Raw genomic sequence first — 13,850 nt, 5'->3', positions numbered from 1 at the left:
ATTAGAGGGGAAGATAGGGGACAAGAAGAATAGGGTGGATAGGGCAGTCCCTATTGCCCCTATAATCCCCATCTCCCCCCTAATCCCTATCTTTTCTATCTTCTGCTTCCCTCACTAAAGGATAGGATCTCAGTAGGAAGAACGTTCAACGCTCAATAAGATGGCGACGCTTGAAACTGAAACCGACGGCAAAGGTTATCAGAGTGCCGATCGTCACGCGCCACGGAAATGCTATTTCCGGAATATACTGTTTCCAGTCAGAGGGAAGAGGGATGAGTTCCGTCAGGAAGGCAATGACCAGGAATCCTGCCGTCATGGCAATAATGTTGCCCCTGTCATTTCCTCTGGTACGAGTTAGCATTCCCAGCAGGAAGATGCCAAGCAGAGAGCCGTAAGTATAGCCGAAGATGCCTAGGGCAATTTGAATGATACGGACGTCCGGATGATGCACCACATACCATGCCGTAATGGATCCGACGATGATGAGGAGCAGGGAAAATCCCGCCGTTCCCCAGCGCACGCAGCGGAGCAGTTCCCGTTCCGTAGCCTCTGGTTTGAGTACTCCCTGGTACCAGTCTTTAGTAGCGGTAGTGGCCAGGGAGTTGAGGGCTGTGGACAGGGAGCCCATGGCGGTAGCCAGCAGACCGGCAATCAACAGCCCCCGGATGCCGTTGGGCAGTTCATGAATGATGAAGTAGGGAAAGACATGGAGCTGAGGAGTGTCTGCGGGAAGGGATGCCGGATTGTATTGGTAAAAAACGTAGAGAAGAATGCCGGTAAACAGGAAGACAATGACGATGGGGAAGTCCAGCAAGCCGGATACGATGACAGCCCGTGTTCCCGCCTTGCTGTTTTTTGCCGCTAGCATACGCTGGACCATATCCTGGTCCGTACCGTGTGTGGCCATGGTGATAAAGGTGGCCCCCAGGAAAGCGGCCCATACCGTATATTCCTGACCCAGCACGTGGGAGCATTGCTGAAGGAAGTTCAAGCCTTCCTTTGTCCCCCACGAAAAGAATTTCCAATCGTCCCCTCCATCCATGGCGGTAGAAATGGAAGTCCATCCTCCGGGAATGTGAGAGAGCAGAATCCAAATGGCGGAGAGCATGGAGATCCCCAGCACGACAGCCTGGAGGACGTCCGTCCAAACGACGGCTTTCAATCCTCCTATGGCCGTATAAATAGTGGTGGCAATGGAAATGAGGACCAGCGCTGCAATATAGAGCAGGACTATTTGGTTGGAGTCCGCCGTAGTATTCGTCATGAACTGGTAGGCAATAACCAGAAGAATGCCTGCAAAATAAAGCCTTGTTCCGCTGGCGAGTACACGGCTGATCAGGAAGACCATGGAGGCCGTGCGGCGTGTTAGGAGTCCGAATCGTTTTTCCAGATATTCATAGATGGAGACCACCTTGTAGTCATAGTAGGGCTTGAGAAAGAGCTTGCCTACAATAATGCGCCCCAGGATGGTGCCGATGCAGAGCTGGGCGTAAGTGAAGTTGCGGGTATGGAAGCCTTCCCCCGGAGCGCCCAGGAAGGTGGCGGCGCTGATTTCCGCCGCCAGGATGGAGGCCAGAATAGCCCACCAGGGCAGGGATCGGTTGCCCAGGGCATAGTCCGTCAGAGAGCTCTGCCTGCGTCCTGCATAAATGCCAATGCAGAAGATAGCCAGAAAGTAAATGACGATGACGAAGAGGTCTGTAACCATGCCTGGAAAGAGAAGGCCTTTTCCGGAACGAGGATTCCAGAAAAGGCCCTTGGCTCAATGAATGTTTCAGGAGTGACTTTTGTGTTCCAGAGCCGCTGAAACCAGACCGGAGAAGAGTGGATGGGCGCGGTTGGGGGCGGACTGGAATTCCGGATGATATTGGCAGGCGATGAAAAAGGGATGGCCGGGAAGTTCCACAACTTCCACCAGGCCGTGTTCATCATTGACGGCGCTGATGACCAGCCCTGCGTTTTCCAGTTCTTCACGGTAGGCCGGGTTGAATTCATAACGGTGGCGGTGGCGTTCCGTGACGTTGTCCTTGCCGTACAGTTTATATGCCAGCGTGCCAGGCTGAATCAAGGCTTTATAGGCTCCCAGCCGCATGGTGGCCCCCATAGCTTTGATTCCCTTTTGTTCTTCCTGAAGGCTTATAACAGGATGGGTAGTCTTTTTATCAAATTCCGTGGAGTTGGCATCGTCCATGCCGCAGATGTGGCGGGCGTATTCAATGACTGCCACCTGCATGCCCAGGCAGATGCCCAGGAATGGAATACCTTTGGTACGTGCATATTCCACCGCCTGTATTTTCCCTTCAATGCCACGATCTCCAAAACCTCCCGGCACCAGGATGCCGTCTACGGAACCGATCAGAGCGGCAGCGCCTTTTTCCTCGAGTTCCTCCGCATCCACCCGCAGGATTTCCACGCGTGCGTCATTTTCCGCACCGGCGTGAGTGAAGGATTCGTAAATGGATTTGTAAGCGTCCTGAAGGGCGATGTATTTGCCCACTACGGCAATCCGTATGGAGTGGCTGGGGCTGATGACACGGCCAACGTAACGTTGCCAGTCCGCCAGGTTGGGAGACGGGACGTCCAATCCCAGACGCTTGGTAACGATGCGGTCTATTTTATCCTGGCTAAGATCCAGGGGGCATTCGTAAATGGTATTTTTAACGTCGCGGAAGGCGATGACGTTTTTGGCTTCCACGTTGCAGAACATGGCGATTTTACGCCGTTCGTCCTCGCTCATGTCGTATTCCGTGCGGCAGATGATCACATCCGGCTGAATGCCGATTTCCCGGAGCTTGGCGACGGATTGCTGAGTGGGCTTGGTTTTCATTTCCCCTGCCGCTTTGATGTAGGGGAGCAGAGTGACGTGGATGAAACAAACGTTGTCGCGGCCCACTTCAAGGGCAAACTGACGCAGAGCTTCCAGGAAGATGTGGCCTTCCATGTCGCCTACCGTACCGCCGATTTCCGTGATAATGATATCCACGTCCGATTTGTCCGTGACTTCATAAAGGCGGTTTTTGATTTCATCCGTGACGTGCGGAATGTATTGAACTGTTTTTCCCAGATAGTCTCCCCGGCGTTCCTTCCTCAACACGTTTTCAAAGACCTGACCGGAGGTGAGGTTGTTGAGGCGGGAAAGGCTGCAGTGGACGAAACGTTCGTAGTGGCCCAGATCCAGGTCCGTTTCCGCACCGTCATTCAAGACGTACACTTCCCCGTGCTGGAACGGGCTCATCGTGCCGGGATCCACATTGAGGTAGGGGTCGAATTTTTGGAGGGTGACTTTCAAACCGCAACGTTCCAGCAGAGTACCGATGGATGCAGCAGCCAGTCCTTTACCGAGGGAGGAGACGACACCACCTGTGACGAAGATGTATTTCATGGTTATGGTTCCTAATGTATGTTTAATAAAATTTGTTCCACTTGGGCAGCCTGTTCCGGAGTATCCACGCCCACGCTGACATGGTCCGTCAGGATGACTCTGATTCTGGCACCGTTTTCCAGGGCGCGTAATTGTTCCAGAGATTCCGTTTGTTCAAGAGGGGTGGGATTCCAGCGCACGTAATTTTCAAGAAAATCCCGACGGTAGGCGTAAATGCCTAAATGGCGCAAGGGAGGGGAGAGGCGGGGATTGCGTGCATAGGGAATGACAGAACGGGAGAAATACAGGGCGTCTCCGTTGCCCGCAAGAACGACTTTAACAATGTTCGGGTTGTTCAGATCTTCTTCCTGGCTAATAGGACAGGCCACGGTAGCCATGGACAGGGCTGTGTCCGAAACCAGGGCGTCTGCCAGGTTGTCTATCAGGGCCGGGTCAATGAGAGGTTCATCTCCCTGGATGTTGACCACATGAGTGGCAGAGGGGAAAGAGCGGACCGCTTCCGCCAGACGGTCGCTTCCACTGGGATGGTCCGGGGAGGTCATAATGGCCCTGGCGCCAAAAGCAATGGCGGTGTCAAAGATGCGCTGGTCGTCCGTGGCAATGGCAATGTCATCAAGGCGGGAACAGTGGGAAATGCGTTCCCATACATGCTGGACAAGCGGCTTACCTGCAATGAGGTGAAGAGGTTTACCCGGAAATCTGGAAGATCCCCAGCGTGAAGGAATAAGGCCGATGATGTGATGGGAAGGAGCTGATGCCATGGAAAGAGTAAACGCTGTGGAAAAGTAGCAACTCCCTTTGGATTAGTCCAGCCTCAAGCATTAGAACCACCTGTTTTTCGGAGAGAGATGGAATAGTTAGCTGGAAATAACAGGTATTTCGTCAGTTTGTTTTTTCTCCACTGTCTTCTGGATGATGAGAGGCATATACTCCCTGCGGGCGTAAGGGGATATGTACAGACCTTCCCTTTTGGCACAGGAGAATAATGCTTTGATAACGCTCAGGGAAACAATGTTGTGAGCGATGTAAATACTGTCCCCAAAGATCACGAAAAAGGAGATCGGACTGATGAAGTAGAGGGTTGAAACGTACAGAATGCCCAGCCTGTATTCATGATGACAGTAGATTCTGCTAACGATCCATGCATAGGTCATTCCGATAATAGACAAGATGAAATACAGGGATAAACCGATGTAGCCGAGCGTTTGAATGGTGGAAATAGGGCCACTGTGCCACAGGCCGTTCCATGCAAAGGAAGTTTGGTCATGGGAGAGGTTGTATGCTTCTTCGTAGATATTGGCTTTCACGATGTTAATGTTTCGTGAAAATCCGTCCCCGAATACCTTGTCTTGAATGAAATGTTCACGGTCGTCAAGTGCCCATTCCCACATTTCAAGACGCCAGTTTATAGATCCTTCCGCATCTGATTTAGCTTGTACGCTGACGTCCAGGAAAGGCACAGCGGACAACGTGCGCTGTATGCTGAAGGGCAGGGAATGCAACATGCCGGCGGAGGACATGATAATGAGGGCAAGCAGCCCCAGAAGAGGTGCTACGATACAGAAAAACCATCTCCGGTAAAGGAAGGAGACAGTAAAGAAAAGTAACAAGAGATAGGCAATCGCAGAACGGAAGCCGCTGATCATAACGCCTACGGCGGCAATACCTGCCAGGATGATCCACCACGGGCGCTTCAACATCTGCCATACGGAATAATTCAGAATGAGCAGTAGAAGTACCAGCTGGGAAAGAGGTAGGAACGAGGCGTTTCTCATATTTTCTTCCGAAACGTTTCCGGAAGCTGTCGCCGGGTCCAGACCCGCGGAATCAGGTGAGATAATGTTTTTCGCTGTAGTTATTAGCGTAAAGACGATAGTCAGGAAAACACTCCATTGCAACACCTTGCCCAACTCTCTGCTATTGGTTTTTAAAGAGGAAAAGCACAGGTAGGCAAGGAGTGCCTGAAGAAACAGGATGTATCCCTTGCCTCCGTAGTAGTCGTTCAAGATATTTACCCCCAGACCAAAGGGATGGGTTAGGAAAATATAGCCCACGTGGAGGAACATCATCAGAATAACGACGTCCAGCAACGGAATGGAATTCCATGTCAGAGACGAGCGTTTGAGCAGGACGTTCCATAAATAGAAGGGAATAGTGGCACTGTAGATCAACAGCAGACTATAGTCCTTCAACAGAGGAAAAGGGATGAACAGGATGGGAAATAATATCCAGAGATACCACACCTTTTCTTTCATCAGGAGCAGTCCGGCCAGAGCAAAGGGGGAAATGGCCAGAGCAATGGAAACGGGATCCCCATCCGCTGACATGACACCGCCTATGATCGCTAAGAGAATGGCAATGACTGAGATCAGTACAATTTTAAACAGATTACCATTCATAGGGCCGATCCTTGATTCCTGTTTGAAATGCAGTTACAGGAAAGAGAGATGGATGGTGGAGTATAGGGGACTCGAACCCCTGACCTTCTCATTGCGAACGAGACGCTCTACCAGCTGAGCTAATACCCCGTGGGAAATACCGGAAAAAATCTAGTCCATCTTCAGCTTGAAAGCAAGCGGAATTCGTCAGATAAGGCAAATAAGATGGAGGATTTTGTTTCTCTTTTCCGCAGGCCTCCGGTTTATAGTTGGAAGAGAATTTTTTAGAGGGCAGTTCTTCTTTTCGGGAAAAGAAGGTAGATGAAAAAGCTGGAAGTTGGGGTGGATACCTGTATTCCCGGAAAAACAGATCTTATTTTCAATGACAGGCATAGGGATGTTTCTGACTGTGGGGGAAGTTCGTTTCAAATTGGAGGAGAACCGTTTTCCGTACGGATGTTTCTTGCCATAATGAAGGATGATTTCCCCGGCAATTAATAGTAGAATAGAGCCTATCCAGAGAATGGCAGAATCATTCCGTACTGATTCCGAAATCAGAAGTAGTGCATAAAGTGCAGATAAAAAGAGGATAGCGGGAAAATCGTTTGGTTAGTTAAATATGTGGTCCCCAATTTTTTCTTTGGACTGTCTATGAAGGTTTAGTTGAGAAGGTAGAACTCGCTGAAGGAGACCAAGGGCTGGATTCCCCGGAAGAAGTTTTTATGCTTTTGCCGAGACGGACTGTACAGAAGTCGGCAAGAGATTGTCATAAACTATAATTAAAGGAAGAAGTATGTGTAATATTTTGGTTGTGAGTAATTTGTGTGATTTGTGACTATAGAACTAGCCCAGGCAGGAGAAGTATTTTTTACGATACGCCACGAGAAGGAAGAGAATAACAGGGAGGCAAGTTCCATGTGCCATAAGGCATCATTGTCCCCCGGATGCAGGTGGATAATTGTGAATAGCAGAGGGAGGCTACAGAAGCACAAATAGGAAAATGTAGCAGGATATATAGGCTGGATGAAACCCCTTCAAGCGTGACCTCCTCAAGAGGTAGGAAAGGACGATGAATCAATCTATGCTGTGAAGTCCATAGGGATGGACTAGCGCATCCTGTGAAAAGAACAGATTATCGGAGGGGGATAATCCGGATCAATAGATATGGGAAGAGATGTGTAGGAGGGGCTGGAACTGAAGTATCAACGATCCTGCTTGTTTTTGATACGGTTTCTGAGATGGGCTTCTTCAAAAAGGCCATCCATGTACAGCCCTACAGCCTGTGCTTTTCTCAAACTTTGGGCCGCATTCCTCAGGGCTGGAAGCGCTTCTTCATAGGAAGGGATGCGTCCCTTTTTTATAGGGGAAGCTTCCACAATATGCCATCCCCACCGGCTTTTAAGGAGTACCGGCTTGTTGTCGGGAACGTCTGCCAGATTCAGGTCCAGAGTTTCAAATGTGCGTAACGGGCTGATCCATCCCAGTTCTCCTCCTGCCGGTGCGGAACGTTCGTCTTCACTGAATTCTCTGGCAAGCCGGGAGAAGGATTCCCCTGATTGCAGGCGTCCCAGCAACATTTCCGCCGTTTGCCTGACCTGGGCGCCATCCTTGTGCAAGGTGGCAAGGAAGATATGTCTGGTTTTTCGGAGATCAGGTGTTTTAAGCTGATCACGGATCAGATGGTAATACGTTTTCAAGTCTTCGTCAGACGGATCTGCTACCTGGGCCGTTGCCCGGTAAATCTGTTCTGTCTGCTTGAGTCGAGCCGCTATTTTTTCCTGGAGCTGTTCTTGATTAATCTTCTGGTCATGCAGAGTTTTCAGGTATTGTTCCGTGTTTCCATCAAAGCGGGAGCGAATTTGTTCCACGGCGCGTGTGGCTTCTGCATTACGGTTGGGCAGCTGAAGGTCATTCACCCTGGTTTTCAACCGTAGAAGGGAGGAGCCGATCAGGTCGTACGTGGCCCGTGGAGCAAGGTCGCTGGCTACGTCCGGTTCATGGGTGAGCCTGATACCTCCATCCAAGTCCAGCACGGGAGGTTTGCGGAGGATTTGGAGTTCCGTGATCCTCCGGGAGATCTGGTTGGCGGTGACAGGTTCGCCGTAGACTTCTGCAATTCGTGCGGAGTTGTCTCCGGGCGGCCCCGGCATCGGTTTCAGATAAGCATCCATTCTGCCGGCCAGAAAGCCATGCCAAAGAAACAGGTCCCCCACCAGATAGAGCAGGAACGCTCCGTAAATCACGAGTTTGAACGTGAATTTTCCAGTGGGGGACATGGGAAGAACAAATCAGGGGCACAGGGCCTAGTTTCCACCGCCGGAGTCTGCCAGGCGGGCGGATTCCGGAGGAAGGAAGTTGCGGAACCTCTTCTTTTCAATGCACTTCATGTAGGCTTCTTCCGGAGAGACGATGCCCTGCTGGAGTTTTTGCCAGATGGCGTCGTCCATGAATTGCATGCCCATAGCCTTGCCGCCGACGATGACGTCGGGGATTTTCTGCGTGGCTCCTTCACGAATGATGGCCGCCACGGCAGGCGTGGCAAAGAGGATTTCATTGACCGCTACGCGTCCCGGCTTGTCGCTGCGTTTCATCAGGAGCTGGGCCACGACGCCGCGAAGGGAACCCGCAAGCATGGTGCGCACCTGGGATTGCTGGTCGGACGGGAATACGTCAATGATACGGTCAATGGTCTTGCTGGCGTTGTTCGTGTGCAGGGTTCCGAACACCAGAAGGCCGGTTTCCGCCGCTGTAAGCGCCAGGGAGATGGTTTCCAGGTCGCGCATTTCACCCACCAGGACGATATCAGAGTCTTCACGGAGGGAAGCCCGCAGACCGTCTGCGAAGGAGGGCGTCTGGAGAGGCACTTCCCTCTGGGTGACGATGGATTTTTTATTGGGGTGGACAAATTCGATAGGTTCTTCCACCGTGATGATGTGCCGTGACTGGTTGCTGTTGATGTAGTCAATGATAGCGGCCAGGGTGGTGGATTTGCCGGAACCCGTGGGGCCCGTGACAAGCACCAGTCCGGATCTCATGTGGGCGAATTCCTTCACGACGGTAGGCACGCCCAGCTCTTCCAGCGTGGCAATTTTTGTGGGAATGAGACGGAAGACGGCTCCCAGACCATGCTGCTGTCTGAAGTAGTTGCAACGGAAGCGGGAGGTTTCATCCATTTCGTAGGCAAAGTCCAGATCCCCTTCCTCCAGATATTTCTGGAAGGCCTGGGGATCGCATATTTCCGCAAGAAGGTTTTTGAACGACTGGCCTTCCAGGTTTTCGTCGGAAATGGCGGAAATAGTCCCGTTGACGCGAATTTTTGGGGGCTGGCCTTCGCTGAGGTGGAGGTCGGAGCCTCCGGATTCTACGAGGTATTTAAAGTATTGGTCGATAACAGCCATAACAGGAGTGTGTCAAAATTAAAGGTTACTTGATTCCCAGGAAGGATTTCATGATGGTTTTGTCTTCCGCACGGAAGAGGCAGTCGTCCGTGGTGATGAGGCCCGCCTGGTGCAGGGCTCTCAGGGAGTCGTCCATCAGGATCATGCCCTGGGCCTTCCCGGTCTGGATGCAGCCGGGGATCATGAATGTCTTGCCTTCACGGATGCAGTTGGCAATGGCCGGTGTGTTGACAAGCATTTCAATGGCCAGGGCGCGGCCGTTGCCGTCCGCCCTGGGCACCAGCTGCTGGGAGATGATGCCGCGCAGGGATTCACTGACCATGATGCGGATCTGGTCGCGCTGTTCCACCGGGAAGACGTCCAGCACACGGTCTACCGTACGGGCTGCGGACCCCGTATGAAGGGTGCCCAGAACCAGGTGGCCGGTTTCCGCCGCCGTGAGCGCCAGGGAGATGGTTTCCAGGTCGCGCATTTCACCCACCATGATGACGTCCGGGTCTTCACGAAGAGCGCCGCGGAGAGCGCGCGCAAAGGATTCCGTATGCTTGTGCACTTCACGCTGGTTGACGTGGCAGTTTTTTGAGGGGATCAGGTATTCGATGGGGTCTTCAAGCGTGATGATGTGGTCGTGGCGGTCCTGGTTGATGAAGTCCACGATGGAGGCCAGCGTGGTGGATTTACCGGAACCCACGGAGCCCGTTACCAGAATGAGGCCGTTGGTATAGCGGGTGAGGGGAATTACATATTCCGTCGGAAGGCCGATTTCCTCCATGGTGCGCACCCGTGTGTTGATGATACGGAAGCAGATGTCATAGCCCAGACGCTGCTTGACCACGGAAGCGCGGTAGCGGCCGAACTCATTGGCATAGGCGAAGTCCACGTCTCCTTTTTGTTGAAGGCGGTTCCATTCCGGGTCTTCCAGAAAGCCCCTTGCCAGCACTTCCGTGTCCTGAGGCGTGAGATTGGGCGCTTCGTCCCAGATGGGGAGAAGCTGGCCGAACCGGCGCCAGGTGGGGCGGCTGTTGACGGCAAGGTGGATATCGGAACAGTCAAAATCCTGTCCAAGCTTAAGATATCCGTCGACGTGGGGCAAAATGTATTCGCTCATGTTGTGAATGCAGCAAACTGATAAAGCTACATACTAACGGAAACGGGGCTTTTTTGACCAGCAAAAAATGCTTGGGAAATGATTTCTGTGCATCCATTGTTCCGGTGCCCCGGCAGGACGGTCCCTTTTAAAGAAAATGGTGGCGGAGGTTGCAAAAAATGTTTGTCGGGATGCCGTGAGAAATTAGTAGATATTTTATTCCGGAGATATTGGAAACAAGGAAGGGAACGTTCTTTTAACCAAGTTTTCGATTGTCTGGAGACGTTTGTTCCTTGTTCCAGAAGGGCATTTTCTTTCCCTGTAAAGGTATTCCGTGTGGAAAATAAAGCCGACGCCAGTATTCCGACCCACTTTCTGGAAGGTTCTCCGAACCATTCCGACAGTTATCCCGGTTTTCTTCACCCGGAAAATGACCTGTTACTTGAACAGGTTGAGAATTTTTTTGCCGGCTAGGTCAATTCCCATCTTTTTTAAGGAAGGAAACGCCAGCGTAATCAGGATTTCAATGACAAAGCGGAACAGGGATGAGTTCATCAAGCTTCCAGACGTCCGCGGATGCGGCGGAGCTGTCGGTTGCTTCTTTTTCCCCGTAAACATCCTGATCAGCAGAATGCCGCCCACGGTGCCGATGATGGACCCGATGACAGGCAGGGACATGGCCCTTTTTTTCAAGTGCCGGAAATGGTCCACCTGCTGCTGCGTCTTCTGGACGAGCGTATCCGCCTCATTGACGATGTCCAGCCGGGAGGAGGCCACCCGCATCAGGAGTGCGAGCTTTTCTTGAGAGCCATTTGCAGACATGATAAATCCGTTTTAAGTTCTTCCGCCGTGGCCGGCGCGATGGGCGTGACGTGGATGCGGCTGAACATGATGAACGCCGCGGCGGCAACCAGCAGATGAAAACCGGCCGTTACTGCAAATCCGGCAATGACTCCCCAGAAGTGGGCCATGACCATGGTCAGCAGGCACCACAGGAAGAGGTAGCCGAAGACGGCCATGAAGGCACCCGCCAGAAGCAGGAGCATTTTTTTTCCCAGGCGTTGGGAGGCTTCCTCCAGCTCCAGTTTCAGCAGGGAACACAGCGCCTCCATGTGCGCGAGTGCGGCCTCTCCGGTTTCCCGGAGGGAACGGGCCATGGCTACGCCTTCTTCCTTTTCCTCCACAATGGGGGTGACGAAGGTGCGTTTGAATTTGTCAATCAGTCCCATGGCTCGGCTTGAAGAGGGGCGCCATGCGCTGGCAAAGCGCATGGCGCGGAATGAGGGTTAACGGCGGCGGATCAGAAGACCGATCAGAAGGCCCACACCCATGGCGATCAGCACGGACTGGGTGGGTTTTTCCTTCACGTATTCTTCGCCTGCTTCATGGAATTTCTTGGCCTGGTCACGAATGACTTCTCCCTTTTCCTGGGCGTAGTCACGGATGGTTCCGGCCTGTTCCGTAGCTGCCTTGCGGATCTGGTTTACTTTAGCCGCGGCGAACGCCCTGGCTTGTTGAAATCTGGTAACGGCAAGCTCGCGGGCGGAAGGGCAGGAGCAATTGGTGTCATTTGCTGCTGCGGTCGGTTCAAGTTCGGTTTGGTTGTCTTGCATGGTTGATTAGAGTGTTAAGGGTTGGTTCCTGTTGAAAAACATGTCGGCTTACATGTTTTCGCCTCTCACATTAGGGATTATTTAGCACGCTTCCCACTATTGGCAAGTGTGTAAAGCGGCTTCACCCGGAATTGTTCGCGTTCTTCAGCGGCGGCTTCCTGAAAAACCTCCGCGGGGATCCGGCTTGGCCTGGGGTTCGTTCGGATTCCGGTATCGCAGGATGCCGTAGTCCCTCAGATTCCGGATGAATTCCTGGGCATTGGAACGGAAACGTGCGTCGTAAAGGAGCAGCCCCAGGAACCCCTGGTTTTTACGCGCGTCCGCCGTGACGGAAGAGATTTGCTCGGACGCCTTGCGCAGGGCGCTCAGCGTGGGGGGGATTTCCTTGATGGCGGGGTCCAGGCTGTTGAGCTTTTCTTCCGCTCCGGCAATGATCTTGCGCGCGTCTTTGATGGTGTCCTTCATGGCCGCTACGGAGGTTCGCGTTTCTTCCATGATGGCGGGCAGCTGTTTTCCGGCCTGGTTCATCTGTGCCAGCATACTGCTGACATGCTGGAGGTTTTCCTGGCTCAGAATGCTTTCATTGATCAGTTTGGTAGTTTGGGCGAGGCCCTTGGCTGCCTCCCCGATGTTTAAAATGGCATCATCAATGTTGTCCGAATTTTTTTCAATCTGCTTGAGAATTTTCAGGATTTCCTCCGTAGCGCCCACAGCGTTGTTTTTGATCTTGCTGAAATCGCTTTCCGGCTGTCCGATGATGGTGGCATAGGGCTGGATATAGTTATGGGTGGGACGTGTCGGAGGAACGATGTCAATGTACTTGTCACCCAGGATGTTCTGCATGTCTACGCGGAAGACGGAGCCTTCCTGGATTTTCACATCGCTCTGGATGTTGGCTTCCAGCATGACTTCATTTCCGGAAGGCAGCAGTTCAGGCGCCTTGGTGACTTTTCCCACCGTGACGCCTCCCAGGCGTAACTGGGAGTCCTTGATGAGGCCTGCCGCATCCTTGAAGATGATGTTGATGGGGTAGGTTTGTTCCTTGGTGGTTTTGATGTTGCCGAACCCCAGGATGACGCCGATGATCATCAGGATTCCGGCAATCAGGAAGAGGCCCACCCAGGTTTCCGGTTTAAGTTTCTGCTTCATGGCACTGTGGTAAAATGATTATTGTTTTCGTTCCCGTTCCGCCCGTTCCAGCAGAACCCGTTGAAAGTTTTCATGACTGCCGGCCAGGGATGCCCAGTTTTCTCCGGAATCCCCGTACAGGAATCTTTGCAGGATTTCATCGTTGGAATGCAGCAATTCCTCCGGGGTTCCCGTCCAGTAAACTTCTCCGTTTCTGAGATAGACGATCTTGTCCGCAATGCGGATCACGCTGGGCATGTCATGGGAGACGATCACGGTGGTGATGCCCTTGTCCTTACATATTTGCCGGATGAGGAAGCTGATGCTGTCCGTGACGATGGGGTCCAGTCCCGCAGTGGGTTCGTCATACAGCAGGCATTCCGGCATCATGACGATGGCCCTTGCTACAGCTACGCGCTTGATCATGCCTCCGGAGAGATTGGCCGGCATTTTTTCCTGCTGCCCCAGCAGGTCTACGGAATCCAGGGCGGCGGAGATCCGGGCATTCAGCTCATCTTCATCCTTGATTCCCTCCTCCAGCAGGGGGAATGCAACGTTTTCCCCGACGCTTAGGGAGTCGAAGAGGGCTCCCTGCTGGAACATGAAGCCGATTTTGCCACGGATTTGTTTCTTGATTTTTTCCGGCGCGCCGCTGATGCGCCTGCCATCTATTTCCACATAGCCGTCCAGCGGATCCATCAAACCGTCCAGATGTTTCAGGATCACGCTTTTACCGGCGCCGGATCCGCCGATCAGCGCCACCAGCTCTCCCCTCCCCACGTCAAAGCTCACGCCTTTCAGCACTTCCTGGGTGCCGAAGCTTTGTCTGAGCTGGTGAACGCGGATGAATGGCTGCATGGCGGC

11 protein-coding genes, 1 tRNA gene and 1 pseudogene are annotated in these 13,850 nt (G+C 52.6%); all 13 read right to left on the bottom strand.

Annotated elements, in window-relative coordinates:
- Positions 1 to 145: 145 nt before the first annotated feature.
- Entirely contained in the window at positions 146 to 1,708 is a 1,563-nt protein-coding gene (locus tag LIO64_RS05325) for a sodium:solute symporter (protein ID WP_290548411.1), read from the bottom strand.
- 75 nt (positions 1,709 to 1,783) lie between these two features.
- A pseudogene (locus LIO64_RS05320) lies at positions 1,784 to 3,382 on the bottom strand (CTP synthase); the annotation flags it as partial.
- A gap of 11 nt (positions 3,383 to 3,393) precedes the next feature.
- The gene (kdsB, locus tag LIO64_RS05315) at positions 3,394 to 4,143 is read right to left on the bottom strand and encodes a 3-deoxy-manno-octulosonate cytidylyltransferase (protein WP_290548409.1); all 750 of its coding nucleotides are present in this window, start codon (positions 4,141 to 4,143) and stop codon (positions 3,394 to 3,396) included.
- Between the two features lie 96 nt (positions 4,144 to 4,239).
- The gene (locus LIO64_RS05310; RefSeq protein ID WP_290548408.1) at positions 4,240 to 5,781 is read right to left on the bottom strand and encodes an O-antigen ligase family protein; all 1,542 of its coding nucleotides are present in this window, start codon (positions 5,779 to 5,781) and stop codon (positions 4,240 to 4,242) included.
- A gap of 53 nt (positions 5,782 to 5,834) precedes the next feature.
- A tRNA-Ala gene (locus tag LIO64_RS05305) sits at positions 5,835 to 5,910 on the bottom strand.
- Positions 5,911 to 6,962: 1,052 nt separating this feature from the next.
- Entirely contained in the window at positions 6,963 to 8,036 is a 1,074-nt protein-coding gene (locus LIO64_RS05300) for a peptidylprolyl isomerase (RefSeq protein WP_290548407.1), read from the bottom strand.
- A gap of 27 nt (positions 8,037 to 8,063) precedes the next feature.
- Positions 8,064 to 9,158, bottom strand: a complete 1,095-nt coding sequence (locus LIO64_RS05295; RefSeq protein WP_290548406.1) for a type IV pilus twitching motility protein PilT — start codon at positions 9,156 to 9,158, stop codon at positions 8,064 to 8,066.
- A gap of 25 nt (positions 9,159 to 9,183) precedes the next feature.
- Positions 9,184 to 10,266 carry a type IV pilus twitching motility protein PilT gene (locus LIO64_RS05290; RefSeq protein ID WP_290548405.1) on the bottom strand — a complete coding sequence of 361 codons (1,083 nt, stop codon included), beginning with the start codon at positions 10,264 to 10,266 and terminating at the stop codon, positions 9,184 to 9,186.
- Positions 10,267 to 10,683: 417 nt separating this feature from the next.
- Positions 10,684 to 11,067, bottom strand: coding sequence for a hypothetical protein (locus LIO64_RS05285; RefSeq protein WP_290548404.1), 384 nt, complete (start codon positions 11,065 to 11,067; stop codon positions 10,684 to 10,686).
- Entirely contained in the window at positions 11,028 to 11,516 is a 489-nt protein-coding gene (locus LIO64_RS05280) for a phage holin family protein (RefSeq protein ID WP_290548403.1), read from the bottom strand. The genes LIO64_RS05285 and LIO64_RS05280 overlap by 40 nt, the downstream gene beginning before the upstream one ends.
- 15 nt (positions 11,517 to 11,531) lie before the next feature.
- Positions 11,532 to 11,858 (bottom strand): hypothetical protein, encoded by a 327-nt coding sequence (locus LIO64_RS05275; protein ID WP_290548402.1) that lies wholly within the window; start codon positions 11,856 to 11,858, stop codon positions 11,532 to 11,534.
- Between the two features lie 144 nt (positions 11,859 to 12,002).
- Positions 12,003 to 13,007: an MlaD family protein gene (locus tag LIO64_RS05270; protein WP_290548401.1), complete on the bottom strand. Its 1,005-nt coding sequence runs from the start codon at positions 13,005 to 13,007 to the stop codon at positions 12,003 to 12,005.
- A gap of 18 nt (positions 13,008 to 13,025) precedes the next feature.
- Entirely contained in the window at positions 13,026 to 13,844 is an 819-nt protein-coding gene (locus LIO64_RS05265) for an ATP-binding cassette domain-containing protein (protein WP_290548400.1), read from the bottom strand.
- Positions 13,845 to 13,850: the final 6 nt, after the last annotated feature.

Source organism: Akkermansia sp., from assembly GCF_020860705.1.
Taxonomy (GTDB): Bacteria; Verrucomicrobiota; Verrucomicrobiia; order Verrucomicrobiales; family Akkermansiaceae; genus Akkermansia.
The sequence above is the reverse complement of the archived record's forward strand: the minus strand, read 5'-3'. Positions and strand labels throughout refer to the sequence as shown.

Bases quoted from the DNA above. Each gene is read 5' to 3' on its own strand.
- LIO64_RS05325 (WP_290548411.1), bottom strand. From the start codon at position 1,708: ATGGTTACAGACCTCTTCGTCATCGTCATTTACTTTCTGGCTATCTTC.
- LIO64_RS05295 (WP_290548406.1), bottom strand. From the start codon at position 9,158: ATGGCTGTTATCGACCAATACTTTAAATACCTCGTAGAATCCGGAGGC.
- kdsB (WP_290548409.1), bottom strand. From the start codon at position 4,143: ATGGCATCAGCTCCTTCCCATCACATCATCGGCCTTATTCCTTCACGC.
- LIO64_RS05310 (WP_290548408.1), bottom strand. From the start codon at position 5,781: ATGAATGGTAATCTGTTTAAAATTGTACTGATCTCAGTCATTGCCATT.
- LIO64_RS05300 (WP_290548407.1), bottom strand. From the start codon at position 8,036: ATGTCCCCCACTGGAAAATTCACGTTCAAACTCGTGATTTACGGAGCG.
- LIO64_RS05275 (WP_290548402.1), bottom strand. From the start codon at position 11,858: ATGCAAGACAACCAAACCGAACTTGAACCGACCGCAGCAGCAAATGAC.
- LIO64_RS05265 (WP_290548400.1), bottom strand. From the start codon at position 13,844: ATGCAGCCATTCATCCGCGTTCACCAGCTCAGACAAAGCTTCGGCACC.
- LIO64_RS05270 (WP_290548401.1), bottom strand. From the start codon at position 13,007: ATGAAGCAGAAACTTAAACCGGAAACCTGGGTGGGCCTCTTCCTGATT.
- LIO64_RS05290 (WP_290548405.1), bottom strand. From the start codon at position 10,266: ATGAGCGAATACATTTTGCCCCACGTCGACGGATATCTTAAGCTTGGA.
- LIO64_RS05280 (WP_290548403.1), bottom strand. From the start codon at position 11,516: ATGCGCTTTGCCAGCGCATGGCGCCCCTCTTCAAGCCGAGCCATGGGA.
- LIO64_RS05285 (WP_290548404.1), bottom strand. From the start codon at position 11,067: ATGTCTGCAAATGGCTCTCAAGAAAAGCTCGCACTCCTGATGCGGGTG.